Annotated in this window: 11 protein-coding genes and 2 tRNA genes; 5 read left to right on the top strand and 8 right to left on the bottom strand. The window is 34.1% G+C overall.

The annotated features are described in order from the left end of the window. Positions 1 to 64: 64 nt before the first annotated feature. Positions 65 to 454, top strand: coding sequence for an SPOR domain-containing protein (locus ACNRYB_RS07780; protein ID WP_129748545.1), 390 nt, complete (start codon positions 65 to 67; stop codon positions 452 to 454). A 95-nt stretch (positions 455 to 549) separates the two neighbouring features. On the opposite strand, the gene ACNRYB_RS07775 is transcribed toward ACNRYB_RS07780, so the two are convergent. From ACNRYB_RS07775 to rimP, 5 genes are all read right to left on the bottom strand, one after another. After that, positions 550 to 1062 (bottom strand): DUF4920 domain-containing protein, encoded by a 513-nt coding sequence (locus ACNRYB_RS07775; RefSeq protein ID WP_473729711.1) that lies wholly within the window; start codon positions 1060 to 1062, stop codon positions 550 to 552. A gap of 71 nt (positions 1063 to 1133) precedes the next feature. Then, positions 1134 to 1910: an acid phosphatase gene (locus ACNRYB_RS07770; RefSeq protein WP_129748544.1), complete on the bottom strand. Its 777-nt coding sequence runs from the start codon at positions 1908 to 1910 to the stop codon at positions 1134 to 1136. A gap of 255 nt (positions 1911 to 2165) precedes the next feature. Then, positions 2166 to 5042, bottom strand: a complete 2877-nt coding sequence (infB, locus tag ACNRYB_RS07765; RefSeq protein WP_473729710.1) for a translation initiation factor IF-2 — start codon at positions 5040 to 5042, stop codon at positions 2166 to 2168. 58 nt (positions 5043 to 5100) lie between these two features. Beyond that, the gene (gene nusA / locus ACNRYB_RS07760) at positions 5101 to 6354 is read right to left on the bottom strand and encodes a transcription termination factor NusA (RefSeq protein ID WP_095927936.1); all 1254 of its coding nucleotides are present in this window, start codon (positions 6352 to 6354) and stop codon (positions 5101 to 5103) included. A 19-nt stretch (positions 6355 to 6373) separates the two neighbouring features. Beyond that, on the bottom strand, positions 6374 to 6838 hold the full coding sequence (rimP, locus tag ACNRYB_RS07755) for a ribosome assembly cofactor RimP (protein WP_008466827.1): 465 nt from the start codon (positions 6836 to 6838) through the stop codon (positions 6374 to 6376). Positions 6839 to 7012: 174 nt separating this feature from the next. Between rimP and ACNRYB_RS07750 the strand changes: the two genes are divergently transcribed. Further along, positions 7013 to 7837, top strand: a complete 825-nt coding sequence (locus ACNRYB_RS07750) for a universal stress protein (protein WP_473729709.1) — start codon at positions 7013 to 7015, stop codon at positions 7835 to 7837. 85 nt (positions 7838 to 7922) lie between these two features. Here ACNRYB_RS07750 and ACNRYB_RS07745 read toward each other — a convergent pair whose 3' ends face one another. After that, positions 7923 to 8078, bottom strand: a complete 156-nt coding sequence (locus ACNRYB_RS07745) for a hypothetical protein (RefSeq protein ID WP_473729708.1) — start codon at positions 8076 to 8078, stop codon at positions 7923 to 7925. 251 nt (positions 8079 to 8329) lie between these two features. Here ACNRYB_RS07745 and ACNRYB_RS07740 point away from each other — a divergent pair, with 251 nt between their 5' ends. Together ACNRYB_RS07740 and ACNRYB_RS07735 are read left to right on the top strand one after the other, a co-directional pair. Then, a complete protein-coding gene (locus tag ACNRYB_RS07740; RefSeq protein WP_473729707.1) occupies positions 8330 to 9751 on the top strand; it encodes an aldehyde dehydrogenase family protein in 1422 nt (473 codons plus the stop codon). A gap of 61 nt (positions 9752 to 9812) precedes the next feature. After that, positions 9813 to 10619 (top strand): helix-turn-helix domain-containing protein, encoded by an 807-nt coding sequence (locus tag ACNRYB_RS07735; RefSeq protein ID WP_473729706.1) that lies wholly within the window; start codon positions 9813 to 9815, stop codon positions 10617 to 10619. A gap of 221 nt (positions 10620 to 10840) precedes the next feature. On the opposite strand, the gene ACNRYB_RS07730 is transcribed toward ACNRYB_RS07735, so the two are convergent. Together ACNRYB_RS07730 and ACNRYB_RS07725 are read right to left on the bottom strand one after the other, a co-directional pair. Beyond that, a tRNA-Gln gene (locus ACNRYB_RS07730) sits at positions 10841 to 10911 on the bottom strand. Between the two features lie 109 nt (positions 10912 to 11020). Continuing rightward, positions 11021 to 11091, bottom strand: a tRNA-Gln gene (locus tag ACNRYB_RS07725). A gap of 246 nt (positions 11092 to 11337) precedes the next feature. Here ACNRYB_RS07725 and ACNRYB_RS07720 point away from each other — a divergent pair. Continuing rightward, positions 11338 to 14616 carry a glycosyltransferase family 117 protein gene (locus ACNRYB_RS07720; protein WP_473729705.1) on the top strand — a complete coding sequence of 1093 codons (3279 nt, stop codon included), beginning with the start codon at positions 11338 to 11340 and terminating at the stop codon, positions 14614 to 14616. The last annotated feature ends 53 nt before the right edge of the window (positions 14617 to 14669 follow it).

Raw genomic sequence — 14669 nt, 5'->3', positions numbered from 1 at the left:
TAAATAATATTAAAATTTTACACTCAAACTTTAAATAGTATTTTTGCATAAAAACCATCACATTATGAGAATTTTAAGTCCTTCAAAAAGCCTTTTATTAACAATTACAACGATTGCTTTTGCACACAATATTAATGCTCAAGACCAAAATTTAACACTAAATCAAGATCCTAAATTTGAGCAATTATTAAACGAGAAGCGCAAAATTAACACGTCAATAAATACAAACGATACTTACAGAATCCAAATCTTTAGCGGCAAAAGTGACGAGGCAAAAAAAACGTTATCGGATTTCAAAAGAGAAAATTCAGACATAGACGGAACTATCATTTTTAGCACTCCAAATTACAAGGTAATTGTCGGGAATTTCAAAACCAGAATAGAAGCTGAAAAAAATTTAGTAGAAATAAAAAAAAGATACAAAAGTGTTTTCTTGCTTAAACCTGGCAAATAATCTGAAATTGAAATAAAAAAAGCGAGATTTACCATCTCGCTTTTTTATTAAATCTTTTTTAAGTTTAAATCAATTGATTTACAATTTTTCTAGATCTAGTTCACAACCTTGATCCCACTAGCTAAAAAACGTATTTCTTCTTTTGGCATTTTAATCGCATCTATTTCTGCCTTTGTTTTTTTAGCATCTTTTGCATAATGCTTAAGCTCTTCAACCGATGTTACTTTCTTTTCAGCATTTCCTTCCAAAACTACATTTTTACCTTTTAATGCAGTAGGCACAAAAAAAGCGTAATCTTTCATTTTCACAAAGAAAGATGAACCATCTTCTGTTTTAAGAGTTATCCAGCATCCCCTTTTCTCACAAACATCGGTTACTTCCCCTTTTACCGCAATTGCTTCTAGCTTTTTAGCATTGCCTAATTTGCTTTCAAGTTTGTCAACCGAAATTGCCTTATTTAAAACAGCTTCTGAAACATCCGCCCCATAATAATCTCCAACTAAAGCATTTCCAGATGGCGGCGCAGGTTTCTCAACACTCTCTTGCGAAAAAGATACTGTTGAAAAACTTATAAAAAACAAGGTAGCATATATTAAAGCTCTTTTCATATCTATATTATTTACACCCAAAAATAATATAAAATTTAAAACAATACCCTTAATTTTAAATCACTAGACTTTTATTTTGAATTCGAATCTAAAATCTGCTGTATTTCTTTTTTAACACCATCCCAATCAGCCAGAAAATTTGAATTACCCCAAAGACAATCTACAGCCGCCTGCCCCATAACTCTACCCATTTTCACATCACTATCCCAATGTGCATTACAAATAACTCGACTTTCACCAAAGTCATGCCCACGTTCCAAAATCTCCTTCTCCTTTTCAGGAAAAAGTTTAATTAAAACCAATGACCACGCCCAACCAACAGCAGCATGACCAGAAGGAAATGACCCCACTTTATACAAAATATTTTCTTGATCCGGAGTACAAGTCTTTTGATTATTAACCATAAATGGCCTTTCACGCTTATAGTGATTTTTAGCCGCATAAGTTGACAATCCTGCATCTGTCATAACTCTGCGCATTAGTATATAAAGCTTAGGTGTTTTTGACTCACTAATTGATATACCTATAATTGGTTCAAATGATTTAACTGCAAAAGGAAAAGACAAATCTGCATCTCTTGCTGCTTGCAAAAAACGTTCGTTATCCTTGGATTCTAAAGCATTTTTGGCACGTTCTAAGTCAAGCTCAAAAAGACTCGAGTTCTGTTCCGGAGGAGGTGACAACAAAAGAAGACTATTTGGCATTTCTGCTTCAGTCAAATACCCCTCAAGCAAAGCAGGCATTATTTCCCTTAACTGCTGAACATTCGTAAAATTACTAATGGCATTATCTGATTTAAAACGTCTGCCAAAAATCATATTAACAATATGAATTATTCTTATCCTCATATCAGTACAAATATTCTATTCAACAAACTATTTTCCCACCTGGACCTATTTCAAAAAACAAAAGAAAATTACTACACAAAGAAACAAACATTCTACGAACCAGACTGCAGCTAAATCTCTCATTTATGTTTCATATTATAAAATGAAACACATTTACAATGACTAATTTTCCAACACCACATTTCATTAATATCATAATTTTAAAACAAAAAAAGTCCCAATTTTCATCGGGACTTTTAAATATATCATTGAATTTTATTTCAATTTCTTTTTGATTGCTACTTCATGGTAAGCTTCGATGACGTCATTAATTTCGATATCATTAAATCCTTTTATTTGGATACCACAATCGTAACCTTTAGTTACTTCTTTCACATCGTCTTTGAAACGTTTCAAGGCAACTAACTCTCCTGTATGAACCACAACTCCATCTCTAATAACTCTAATTTTAGAAGTTCTCAAGATTTTACCATCAGTCACCATACATCCAGCAATTGAACCCACTTTAGAAATTTTGAAAATCTCACGAATTTCAGCATTACCTAAAACTTCTTCTTTCATCTCTGGCGCCAACATTCCTTCCATCGCATCTTTCAAGTCATCGATTGCCGCATAAATAATAGAATAGTAACGGATATCAATTTCTTCTTTATCGGCAAGCTGTCTTGCATTTCCTGCAGGACGAACGTTAAATCCGATAATGATTGCATCTGATGCAGAAGCCAAGTTAACATCGGTTTCTGTAATTGCACCAACACCTTTATGGATAATATTAATTTGAACTTCTTCTGTAGAAAGTTTAGAGAACGAATCTGATAATGCTTCAACAGAACCATCCACGTCTCCTTTAAGGATTACGTTTAATTCTTTAAACTGACCAAGAGCAATACGACGTCCAATTTCGTCAAGCGTAATATGTCTTTGAGTACGAACAGACTGCTCACGCATTAATTGAGAACGTTTAGATGCAATTTGTTTTGCTTCTTTTTCGTCTTCAAATACATTAAACTTATCACCCGCTGTTGGCGCTCCGTCTAAACCTAAAACTGATACTGGAGTTGAAGGACCAGCAGATAAAACAGTATGTCCTCTTTCATCATGCATCGCTTTAACTTTACCATGATGCTTACCAGCAAGCATATAATCTCCAATTTTCAAAGTACCTTGCTGTACTAAAATTGTAGAAACATATCCTTTTCCTTTATCTAAATAAGCCTCAACAACAGTTCCCTGAGCCGCTTTATTTGGATTTGCTTTAAGATCTAAAATCTCTGCTTCTAATAAAACTTTCTCCAATAATTCTTTAACCCCTGTTCCGACTTTTGCAGAAATATCATGTGATTGAATTTTTCCACCCCAATCTTCAACAAGTAAATTCATACCTGCTAAACGCTCTTTAATTTTATCAACGTTAGCATTTGGTTTATCAATTTTATTGATTGCAAATATAATTGGCACTCCCGCAGCTTGCGCGTGAGAAATTGCCTCTTTTGTTTGTGGCATGATATCATCATCCGCCGCAACTACGATAATTGCAATATCTGTAACTTGAGCTCCACGTGCACGCATCGCTGTAAACGCCTCGTGACCCGGAGTATCTAAGAATGCTATTTTTTGTCCGTTATCCAAAGTAACTCCATACGCTCCAATGTGCTGAGTAATACCTCCAGACTCACCAGCGATAACATTTTCTTTACGAATATAATCCAGTAAAGATGTTTTTCCATGGTCAACGTGACCCATTACTGTCACAATTGGCGCTCTTGTTACTAAGTCTTCTTCTCTATCTTCTACAACTTCTATAGCTTCTTCAATATCTACTGTAATGAATTCAACATCGTAACCAAATTCATCTGCCACAATAGTTAATGTTTCAGCATCTAGACGCTGGTTCATGGTAACCATGATACCAAGAGACATACAAGTTCCAATTACTTTAGTAATCGGCACATCCATCATGATTGCAATTTCACCTACAGTAACGAACTCAGTAACTTTAATTGTTTTACTTCCTTCGTCAAGAGCTCTTTGCTCATCATCAGATTTCTGACGGTGTGTTTCTCTTTTATCTCTTCTATATTTAGCCGCTTTAGATTTTCCTCCTTTACCTTGAAGTTTTTCAAGAGTTTCTCTAATTTGGTTTTTTACTTCTTCTTCTGTTGGCTCAACTTTAGCCACAATTGCAGGACGGTTTCCTTTTACAAAACCAGGTCTTTGGCTTCTGTTAGCATTAAAACCTCCTCCATTGTTACCTTGAGCTGGTTTGTTATTTGGATTTGGCGTTCCAGGCGCATTACCTGTAGTAGGCTTTGGCGCACCAGGCGTACCCGGTTTTGGACCAATTCTTTTACGCTTGTTTTTATTTGCGTTATTATTATTTCCAACTCCAGGAGCTCCAGGTTTATTCTGAGCCGCTTTAGGATCTTCTTTCTTTTTCTTAGGTTTATTAAATTGAGACAAATCAATTGTCTGACCTGTAAGAGTAGTTCCTGTAAGCTTTTGATATTGAGTTGTAATAGTCTCCTCTGAAGTTGTTGGATCAGTAGACACGATAGGCTCCTGAGCAACTTTAGATTCTGCTTTAACTTCTTTTTTCTCAGTAATAATAGGTTCTTCTTTTTTTGTTTCAGAAACAGGAGTTGAAACAACTGGTTCAGATTTTACTGTTTCGTTTTGAACAGGTTTTTCTGGCTGCACTTGAGCAGCAACAACTTTTGGTTCTTCAACCTTAGCTGTTTCCTCAGAAGGAGTAATCGCAGGCTTTTTTGGATTCAAGTCAATTTTACCAACTTGTACAGGTCCAGAAACAACTGCTCTTGCTTTAATTATTTCTTGCTGTTTTTGACGCTCTTCTTCTTGTCTGCGTTTGTCTTCAATTTCTTTCTCACGCTCTACACGCAATGCTTCTTTTTCCTTTCTTTTTTCTTCTCCAACCTCTTTAGAAGCCTCCTTGTTCCCCTTATCGCCCGCAAATTGGCTTTGAAGGATATTAAATTCGCTATCAGAAATTTTTGCATTTGGATTTGCATCAATAGCAATTCCCTTATCTTTTAGATAATCTACAGCTCTTTCTAACGAAATATTTAATTCCCTTAAAACCTTGTTTATTCTTATTACTCTCTCTTCAGACATATAACCTTTTTATTATTACCTTTTTCGTTGTGTTGTTAGAGCAGATGTAAGCTATTGCTTAATTATCAAACTCTTCTTTTAGTATCTTCATAACATCTAGAATCGTTTCCTCTTCTAAGTCTGTTCTTCTTACTAAATCTTCTACGTCGTGTTTCAAGATACTTTTTGCAGTATCCAAACCGATTTTTGCAAACTCTTCAATTACCCATTCTTCGATCTCATCTGAAAACTCTGTCAATTCAACATCATCTTCATCTGCAACAGTACCGGCAACATCTCCTTCACGAATAACATCTAACTCATAACCTGTCAATTGACCTGCTAATTTGATATTGTGACCACCTCTACCAATTGCTTTAGAAACCTCTTCTAATTTCAAGAACACTTCAGCTCTTTTGTTATCTTCATCAATTTTGATAGAAGAAACTTTTGCAGGGCTTAGAGCTCTTGTTATAAATAATTGAATATTGTTTGTATAATTGATTACATCAATATTTTCATTTCCTAATTCGCGAACAATTCCGTGAATACGAGAACCTTTCATTCCAACGCAAGCTCCAACTGGATCAATTCTATCATCATAAGAATCTACCGCTACTTTTGCTTTTTCACCCGGAATACGAACTACATTTTTCACTGTAATTAATCCGTCGAAAACTTCTGGAATTTCTTGCTCAAATAATTTTTCTAAAAACTTCTCTGAAGTTCTAGACATAATAATCTGAGGTTTATTTCCTTTCAATTCAACGCTTTCAATAATTCCACGAACATTATCTCCTTTACGGAAGAAATCTGATGGAATTTGTTTTTCTTTTGGAAGTACAATTTCATTTCCTTCATCATCAACCAAGATAACTACTCTTGGACGCACGTGGTGTACTTCAGCTGTATAAATATCACCGATAATATCTTTAAACTGTTTGTATAAGTTTGTATTATCGTGTTCGTGAATTTTAGATATAAGATTCTGACGAAGCGCTAAGATAGCTCTTCTTCCTAAATCAATCAATTTTACTTCTTCAGAAACTTCTTCTCCAATTTCAAAATCCGCTTCAATTTTTCTTGCTTCAGTCAATGTAATTTCCTCATTTTCAAAATCAAGATCCTCATCAGCAACAATTACTCTTCTTCTCCAAATTTCCATATCACCTTTATCAGGATTAATAATGATATCGAAATTTTCATCTGAACCGTATTTTTTCTTTAATGCATTTCTAAATACGTCCTCTAAAATTGCCATAAGCGTTACACGATCAATAAGTTTATTATCTTTAAACTCTGAGAATGAATCGATTAATGCTAAATTTTCCATGCGAATTTTTTAATTAAAATTAAAATGTTACCGTAACAACTGCCTCTTTAATTTCTGTATAAGGTATTTGTTGCTCTTTTTGAACTGTTTCTTTTCCTTTTCCTACTTTTTTCGGTTCTCTTGCTTTCCAAGACAAAATTATGAAAACATCATTAGCTTCTACTAATTCTGCTTCTATTTTTTCTGTATTTGTGGTAACAATCAACGTTCTACCAACATTTTTTTTGTATTGTCTTATCATTTTAAGAGGAGTTCCTACTCCAACCGATGCTACTTCAAGCGAAAAATCCTGCTCTTCACGATCCAGATTATTCTCGATTGCACGACTAATGTCAATACAGTCTTGTAGCGCCACTCCATTATCTCCGTCTAAACCGACACTAATTTTAAAAGAATCCGAAACAGCCAAATCAACCAAAAAGATTGATGGTTTTTCCAGAAGAGCTTCCGTAATTAATCCGTTTACTTTTTCTTTAAATGTCATAATTTTATAAAAAGAGGGGACACTTAGTCCCCTCATTATTTAGATTTTAATAAATAACAGTGCAAATATAGTGTTTTTTTTATAAATCAAATAAATTGATTGCTCTAAAATAATTTCTTATCTTTATATAGCATTAAAAACGCGAATTATTCATAATTTTTAACCCTCAAAATCATGAAACGAATTTTAGTACCTACCGACTTCTCAGAACATGCAGAAGACGCTTTAAAAGTTGCCACTCAAATTGCAAAAAAGAACAATTCTGAAATCATTCTTCTTCATATGCTTGAATTGCCACAGCAATCAAACGATGCAATAATGGGCGGAACCAGCATTCCTGAAACTATGCTTTTTATGAAGAAAGCAAACGAAACACTAGACGAAGTTGCCTCTAGAGACTACCTAGAAGGAATTCCGGTAACTGAAATCGTAAAAATGGACAAACCTATACACGGTATCACTCAAATTAGCAAAGATTACGACATTGATCTAATTGTCATGGGATCCCACGGATCTTCTGGCGTCGAAGAACTACTAATAGGCTCAAATACAGAAAAAGTAGTTAGAAACTCTGAAATTCCTGTTTTAGTCATCAAGAAAAATATTCCAAATTTTAATGCCGCAAACATTGTTTTTGCCTCTGATTTTTCAGACGAAGCAAAAAAACCATTCGAAAAACTCTTAAATTTCACCAAACTATTTGATTCAAAATTACACTTAGTCACCATTTGCACACCTAACAGTTTTAAACCAACTCATGTTAGCGAGGAAGCAATGAATGATTTTATAGAAGAATTCGATATCTCCAATTACACCACCCAAATTTACAACGACACCAATATCGAAAAAGGAATTATAAATTTCTCCAACAAAATAGACGCAGATGTTATTGGAATGTGCACACATGGCAGAACTGGCTTTGCACACTTCTTCAACGGAAGCATTAGTGAAGGCCTAGTAAATCATGCAGTAAAACCTGTAATTACCTTTAAAATCTAAAAAAAGCAAAAGCTTCTCAATTGAGAAGCTTTTTTTTTAAAACTTATTAAACTTAAAAATGCAACTGCATTTCAATACCTTTTTTTCAACCTTCTCCCGTTACAACATCAATTATAGGTTTAACTATTGGCGCAACTGCCTCAACAACTTTCAATAAATCATCAAGAACACCTCCGCCTTGCACTTCTTTCATTTCAGAAGTGCTTAATTTCATAGAATTAAATTTTTCAAAATTATCCATAACTTTAATTTTTTAAGATTATTACTCTATTAAAAACAAAAATACACTGCAGTATTTCCATCCCACCAAATATACATAAAATACTGATAAACAATTAAATAAAAAACAAATCTATACCCCAAAAAAAACCTTTAGCTTTAAAAAAAAAACTCACTCATGAGCTTTTAAACAAAGTTTATTTGAACCTCACAACAAAGCCTTCAGCTAGCTTTATCTAGAACTTTGTCAAATAAAATTTAAAAGCTTATATCATGAAAACAATAGACAAAATTTACATTAATGGAGAATTCGTTACTCCAAACGGAACCGAGTATTTTGATTTAATTAGCCCTACAACAAACGAAAAATTAGGAAAAGTTCGCTTAGGAAACGCTGAAGACACTCAAAATGCTATTGAAGCAGCCAAAAATGCTTTCAAAACTTTTTCTAAAACAACCTATTTAGAAAGAATAGAGTACCTAAAAAACATCAAATCTTCTGTTGAAAAAAGAAAAGATGACTTTATCAATATAATGACAGAAGAATATGGAGGAACATTTCAGTTTGCAAGCGTAAGCTACGATTATATGCTGAAAAGTTTTGACTCTGCAATCAACCTGCTTAACTCTTACAGTTTTATTAAAACAATGGGAGAATCTGAAGTTCAAATGACACCAATTGGCGTTGTCGGAATCATCATTCCATGGAACTCAAGCAATGGTTTTATCTGTAGCAAACTATCTACAGCAATTGCAGCTGGTTGCACAACTGTAATTAAACCTAGCGAAATGAGCGCTCAACAAACACAATTAATTTCAGAATGTCTTCATGAAGCAAATCTTCCGAAAGGCGTTTTTAATATTGTAAACGGATTAGGAGAAATTGTTGGTGCCGAAATAAGCAGAAATCCAGATATCGCCAAAATATCTTTCACAGGGTCTACAAACGTTGGAAAAATAATTGCAAAAGAAGCAGTCAATACCATGAAAAGAGTCACTCTTGAACTTGGCGGAAAGTCTCCAAACATTATTCTAGACGATGCCGATTTCTCGAAAGCCATTCCGCTTGCCATTGGCGCAGCATTTATGAATAGCGGACAAGCTTGTATTGCCGGAACTAGATTATTGATTCCAGAAAACAAATTGAACGAAGTAAAAGCTCTTATTAAAGAAACAATTCCAAATTTCATTGTTGGAGACCCAAAAAATCCCAACACAGCAGTAGGCCCAATGGTTAGCGAAAAACAATTCAATCGCGTTCAAGATTATATTCAGACCGGAATTAATGAAGGCGCAGAAATATTAAGTGGCGGACTTGGAAAACCTGAAGGATTAGAAAACGGAAATTTCGTAAAACCAACTGTTTTCATCAACGTTAACAATCAGATGCGCATTGCTAGAGAAGAAATATTTGGCCCTGTTTTATCTGTCATCACTTATAAAACAGAAGAAGAAGCCATTGAAATTGCTAACGATACCACTTATGGATTGCAAGCTTATGTAAGTTCTTCAGATTCAAAAAGAGCACACAATATTGCCTCACAAATTAATGCTGGCCGTGTTCAGATTAACGGAATTGGCCACGATCCAATGGCACCTTTCGGCGGATTTAAACAATCTGGAATCGGACGTGAATTTGGAACTATTGGCCTTGAAGCTTATTTAGAGCCGAGAGCATTGATTCAGCCAAAATAATCTTCATCAATCTGGAAATCTTTAGGCTAAAGATTTCCAGATCTTTTAGTATTTTTACAATATGAGCACTAAACCAAATACAAAGCCCAAAATTCTTTACTCGTGCTATTATTCACGCAGTCGAGAAGGCGAGCATTTTATACCCGAACATGTTTTCAGCTATCAGATTTCTGGAGAAATGATCGCTTCAGACAGTAAAAACACCTTTCATTCAAAAGCAGGAGATTTTCGCTTTAGCAGAAGAAATCATTTGGCAAAATTTACCAAGATTCCGCCAGAAGGAGGAGAATTTAAAACCATTTCTCTTTTTCTTGATCAGGAAATTTTAAAAGAAATTAGCAAGGAGTACAACTTGAAAGCTGATAAAAAAGCCGATACAGACGCTATGTTTTCACTAGCTCCCAACCCACTCTACAAATCTTTCATGGAATCGCTTATATCTTATCTTGAAGTCGAAGAAGAAAAGAACGAAGCTTTATTCAATTTAAAAATTAAGGAAGCCGTTCATCTTTTATTAAAAGTAAATCCTGAATTAAAAGACATTTTATTTGACTTTAATGAACCTGGCAAAATCGACCTGGAAGCTTTTATGAATAAGAATTTTCATTTCAACGTCCAAATGCAGCGATTCGCCTATCTTACAGGAAGAAGTTTGGCAACTTTCAAAAGAGACTTTCAAAAAGTATTTCAAGAAACACCCGGAAAATGGCTTTTAAACAAAAGACTTCAAGAAGCATATTATTTAATCAGCCAAGGAAATCCGCCATCAGAAGTGTATATTGGCGTTGGTTTTGAAGATCTTTCGCATTTTTCATTTTCATTTAAAAAGAAATTCGGAATTGTTCCTTCTTCTTTAAACCACAAATAAGCTTTCACAATAAGCCTCCTCAAAAATACGTCTTTCGCAATAAGTTTCCCGTGGTTGAAACCACGGACTATATTTAAAACAAGACACATAAAGCTTTGAGAACTTTGCCTTCATTATAAAATATCTTTGCATACTTTGCGTATACCTTTGTGTGCTTTGCGCTAAAAAAACCTAAATTTAAAGCATAAAAAAAAGCCTCTCATTTCTGAGAGGCTTTTCTGTTGGTCTACTAGGACTCGAACCTAGAAAGACGGCACCAAAAACCGTAGTGTTACCATTACACCATAGACCAGCAGTGCGGTTAAGCGGGTGCAAATTTAAGTCTTTATTTAATTTATGCAAATTTTAAATGAAACTTTTTTAAATAAAAAAAAGTCTCTCATTTCTGAGAGACTTTTCTGTTGGTCTACTAGGACTCGAACCTAGAAAGACGGCACCAAAAACCGTAGTGTTACCATTACACCATAGACCAGCAGTGCTGTAAAGCGAGTGCAAATTTAAGTCTTTATTTAGTTTGTGCAAACTTTTTGAGCAAAAAAAATCATTTTTTTTGATTTTTTTCACATTGAAATCTGCTTCCACTTCGAAAACTTCTCAGAAACAACACGTTACTTTAAACTTATAGTTTTATAGAATTTTTTGTTAATGCTCGTTTCTTTACATAAAAAAACATTTTCTTTGTAGGATAGAAAAACATTCAAATTTTTAACACCTAAATATGGCACAATTCAATTTCAATAAATGGAATACAATTATTGGTTGGTTTGCATTTGCAATCGCTTTAATCACTTATACATTAACAGTTGAACCTACAATGAGCTTTTGGGATTGCGGAGAATATATTGCTACCGCAGCCAAACTTGAAGTAGGTCACCCGCCGGGAGCTCCGCTTTTCCAGATGATGGGTGCATTTTTTGCCATGTTTGCGATAGATGCTCAACATGTGGCTGTAATGGTTAACATGATGTCTGTTTTCTCTAGCGCATTTACCATATTATTTATGTTCTGGTCATCCACTATGATTTTGAAAAAGATTGTGGCTCGTTTTGCTGAAATTGACCAAAACAATTCGATTGTTATTTTAGGAAGTTCTTTTGTAGGTGCTTTGGCTTACACTTTCTCTGATAGCTTTTGGTTCAATGCCGTAGAAGCCGAAGTTTATGCAATGGCTTCTTTATTAATTGCATTACTTTTCTGGCTTGGTTTACGTTGGGAGCAAGACATGGACAAACCAAAAGGAAATAAATGGCTTTTAATTATTTCTTTGGTTGTTGGTCTTTCGTTTGGGGTTCACTTTATGGCTCTTTTAACTATTCCATCTATTGGATTTTTATACTATTTCAAACATTACGAAAAAGTTACCATCAAAAACTTCCTTATCGCCAATGTAGTTGTTATTGGGATTTTATTATTCATTTTCAAATTATTGCTTCCATTAACTATGGCATTTTTCGGAAAAACCGAGATTTTCATGGTAAACAGCATGGGACTTCCATTTAACTCAGGAACCATATTTGTAGCATTATTATTTGTTGCCTTTTTCTATTTTGGTTTAAAATACACTAGACAAAAAGGTTTAATATTCTACAACACTATTATATTGTGTATTTTATTCATCTTGATTGGTTTCTCAACTTGGTTAATGCTACCTGTTCGTGCAAACGCCAACACAGTTATTAACGAAAACAAACCATCTGATGCTACTGAGGTTTTAGCTTATTACAATCGTGAGCAATATGGAGTGAATCCTTTGTTTTACGGACCTCAATATACTGAACTTTTTGCTGGTCTTGATGCTAAAACTCCTTATTTAGACAAAAAACCAAACTACGAAAGAGATTATAAAACAAGTAAATACATTATTACCAACAATTATAAAAATGCAGAACAAAATTCTGATGACAATCAGAAAGCAATTCTACCAAGAATGTGGAGTACAGAAACGGGACACATTCAAAACTATATCAACTTTACAAATCCTCCAAAGTTCCGAATCAATCCTAATTATAATTATGATGAAGATTTGGCTAAATACGGAATTGATGCTAGCCAATTAAGCGAAGATGAATACAATAAGGCTACAGCTCAATTGCGTAATGAAGTTGAAAAAACAGTTTCTGAGTTTAGAAGAGCTTATGCTCAAAAACAAATTGACAACGAAGGTTATGTAAAATTCTTAAGAAGCTACGGAGAATATTTAATTATTGAGAAGCCTTCTACAGCTGACAACTTCAGTTTCATGTTTGAATATCAATTTGGATATATGTACTGGAGATATTTGATGTGGAATTTTGTTGGACGCCAAAATGATGTTCAAGGTAAATATGATAATTTAGACGGAAACTGGATCAGCGGTATCAAAGCTTTAGATTCTGTTCATTTAGGCTCACAAGACAACCTTCCAACAGATGTTTTAAACAACAAAGGCCGCAATGCTTATTATTTCCTTCCTTTTATTTTAGGATTAATTGGTATTATGTACCATGCAAACAAAGATTTGAAGAGCTTCTATGTACTTTTGGCTTTGTTTTTATTTACAGGAATTGCCCTAAAAATATATTTAAATGAAAGACCTTTTGAGCCTCGTGAAAGAGATTACGCTCTTGTAGGTTCATTCTATGTCTTTGCCATCTGGATCGGATTTGGTGTTTACTCGCTCTATGAAAGTTTGTATAAATACTTGGCTCCAAAAATTGCCGGACCAGTAATTATTGCCGGAAGTTTGTTGGCTGCGCCTGTTTTAATGGCTTCTCAAAACTGGGATGATCATGATAGATCTGGAAGATATACAGCAGTTGCAATGGCAAAAGCGTATTTAAGTTCTTGCGACAAAGACGCAATCTTATTTACCATTGGAGACAATGACACCTTCCCTCTTTGGTATGCGCAGGAAATTGAGCATTTTAGAACAGATGTCAAGATTGTAAATACGAGTTTATTTATGACAGACTGGTACATTGATCAAATGAAAGCTAAGTCTTATGAATCAAATCCGTTGCCTATTTCTTTTGTGCATAGCCAATATGTGGGAGATAACTTGGATTACACAGCTTACATTCAGAAAATCGATACACGTTGGAACATTAAAGATTTTATCGATTTTATCAAAAACCCTAAATCGACTGTTGGTTTACAAAACGGACAAACTATTCATTTCTATCCAACAAACAAGATTAGAGTGAATGTGGACAAAAACACTATTATCCAAAATAAAGTAGTAAATCCTAAATATTACGATTCTATTGTTCCTTATTTAGACATTGATATCAAAGGAAGCGCATTATACAAAAACCGTTTAATGATGCTTGATATCTTGGCTAATAACAACTGGAAGAGACCAATTTACTTTAGCGGTGGAGCTTTTGATGATGAAGATTATTTATGGTTAAAAGATTATCTGCAATTGGACGGAATGGTGTATAAATTGGTTCCAATTAAAAACACTCCTTCTAAAGATGGCGGACCATTAGATATGGGACAAATCGATGCAGATAAAATGTACGATATTGTAATGAAATGGGATTGGGGAAATAGCAATGGAAACATTTATCACGACCCTGAAACTAGAAGAAACAGTATTACGTACCGTACTAATCTTTCGAGATTAATGAACCAGCTTATTGCTGAAGGTAAAATTGACAAAGCTAAAAACGTAATTAATTTAGCAATGACCAAAATGCCTTTAGACAAATATGGATATTATTCATTGGTGGAGGCTTTTACTGATGGCTACTATAAAGTTGGCGAAAAAGCTAAAGCACAAGATCTTTTAAACAAATTAGTCCAGAAATATAAAGAGAACTTAAACTATTACAGTACGTTGACTCCTTCTGATCAAACAGATTTAGCGGTAGATATCATTACCGATATTGAGCGTTACAGAAGCTTATTGCATGTAATGGATGATAATAAAGACACCGCTTTTTACAACCAGCACAAAACAACATTTAATACTTACGTGAATGTTTTTGAGCGTTTTGGACGTGAAAAAGAATAAATAATATACGAAAATCTTACTTATTAAAAAAATGCAGCGCTGTTTGATAAATA

This window comes from Flavobacterium sp. CR10, assembly GCF_055814415.1.
The sequence above is the reverse complement of the archived record's forward strand: the minus strand, read 5'-3'. Positions and strand labels throughout refer to the sequence as shown.

Excerpts from the sequence above, each read along its gene's own strand:
- ACNRYB_RS07780 (WP_129748545.1), top strand. The coding sequence starts at position 65 with ATGAGAATTTTAAGTCCTTCAAAAAGCCTTTTATTAACAATTACAACG.
- ACNRYB_RS07775 (WP_473729711.1), bottom strand. The coding sequence starts at position 1,062 with ATGAAAAGAGCTTTAATATATGCTACCTTGTTTTTTATAAGTTTTTCA.
- ACNRYB_RS07770 (WP_129748544.1), bottom strand. The coding sequence starts at position 1,910 with ATGAGGATAAGAATAATTCATATTGTTAATATGATTTTTGGCAGACGT.
- infB (WP_473729710.1), bottom strand. The coding sequence starts at position 5,042 with ATGTCTGAAGAGAGAGTAATAAGAATAAACAAGGTTTTAAGGGAATTA.
- nusA (WP_095927936.1), bottom strand. The coding sequence starts at position 6,354 with ATGGAAAATTTAGCATTAATCGATTCATTCTCAGAGTTTAAAGATAAT.
- rimP (WP_008466827.1), bottom strand. The coding sequence starts at position 6,838 with ATGACATTTAAAGAAAAAGTAAACGGATTAATTACGGAAGCTCTTCTG.
- ACNRYB_RS07750 (WP_473729709.1), top strand. The coding sequence starts at position 7,013 with ATGAAACGAATTTTAGTACCTACCGACTTCTCAGAACATGCAGAAGAC.
- ACNRYB_RS07745 (WP_473729708.1), bottom strand. The coding sequence starts at position 8,078 with ATGGATAATTTTGAAAAATTTAATTCTATGAAATTAAGCACTTCTGAA.
- ACNRYB_RS07740 (WP_473729707.1), top strand. The coding sequence starts at position 8,330 with ATGAAAACAATAGACAAAATTTACATTAATGGAGAATTCGTTACTCCA.
- ACNRYB_RS07735 (WP_473729706.1), top strand. The coding sequence starts at position 9,813 with ATGAGCACTAAACCAAATACAAAGCCCAAAATTCTTTACTCGTGCTAT.
- ACNRYB_RS07720 (WP_473729705.1), top strand. The coding sequence starts at position 11,338 with ATGGCACAATTCAATTTCAATAAATGGAATACAATTATTGGTTGGTTT.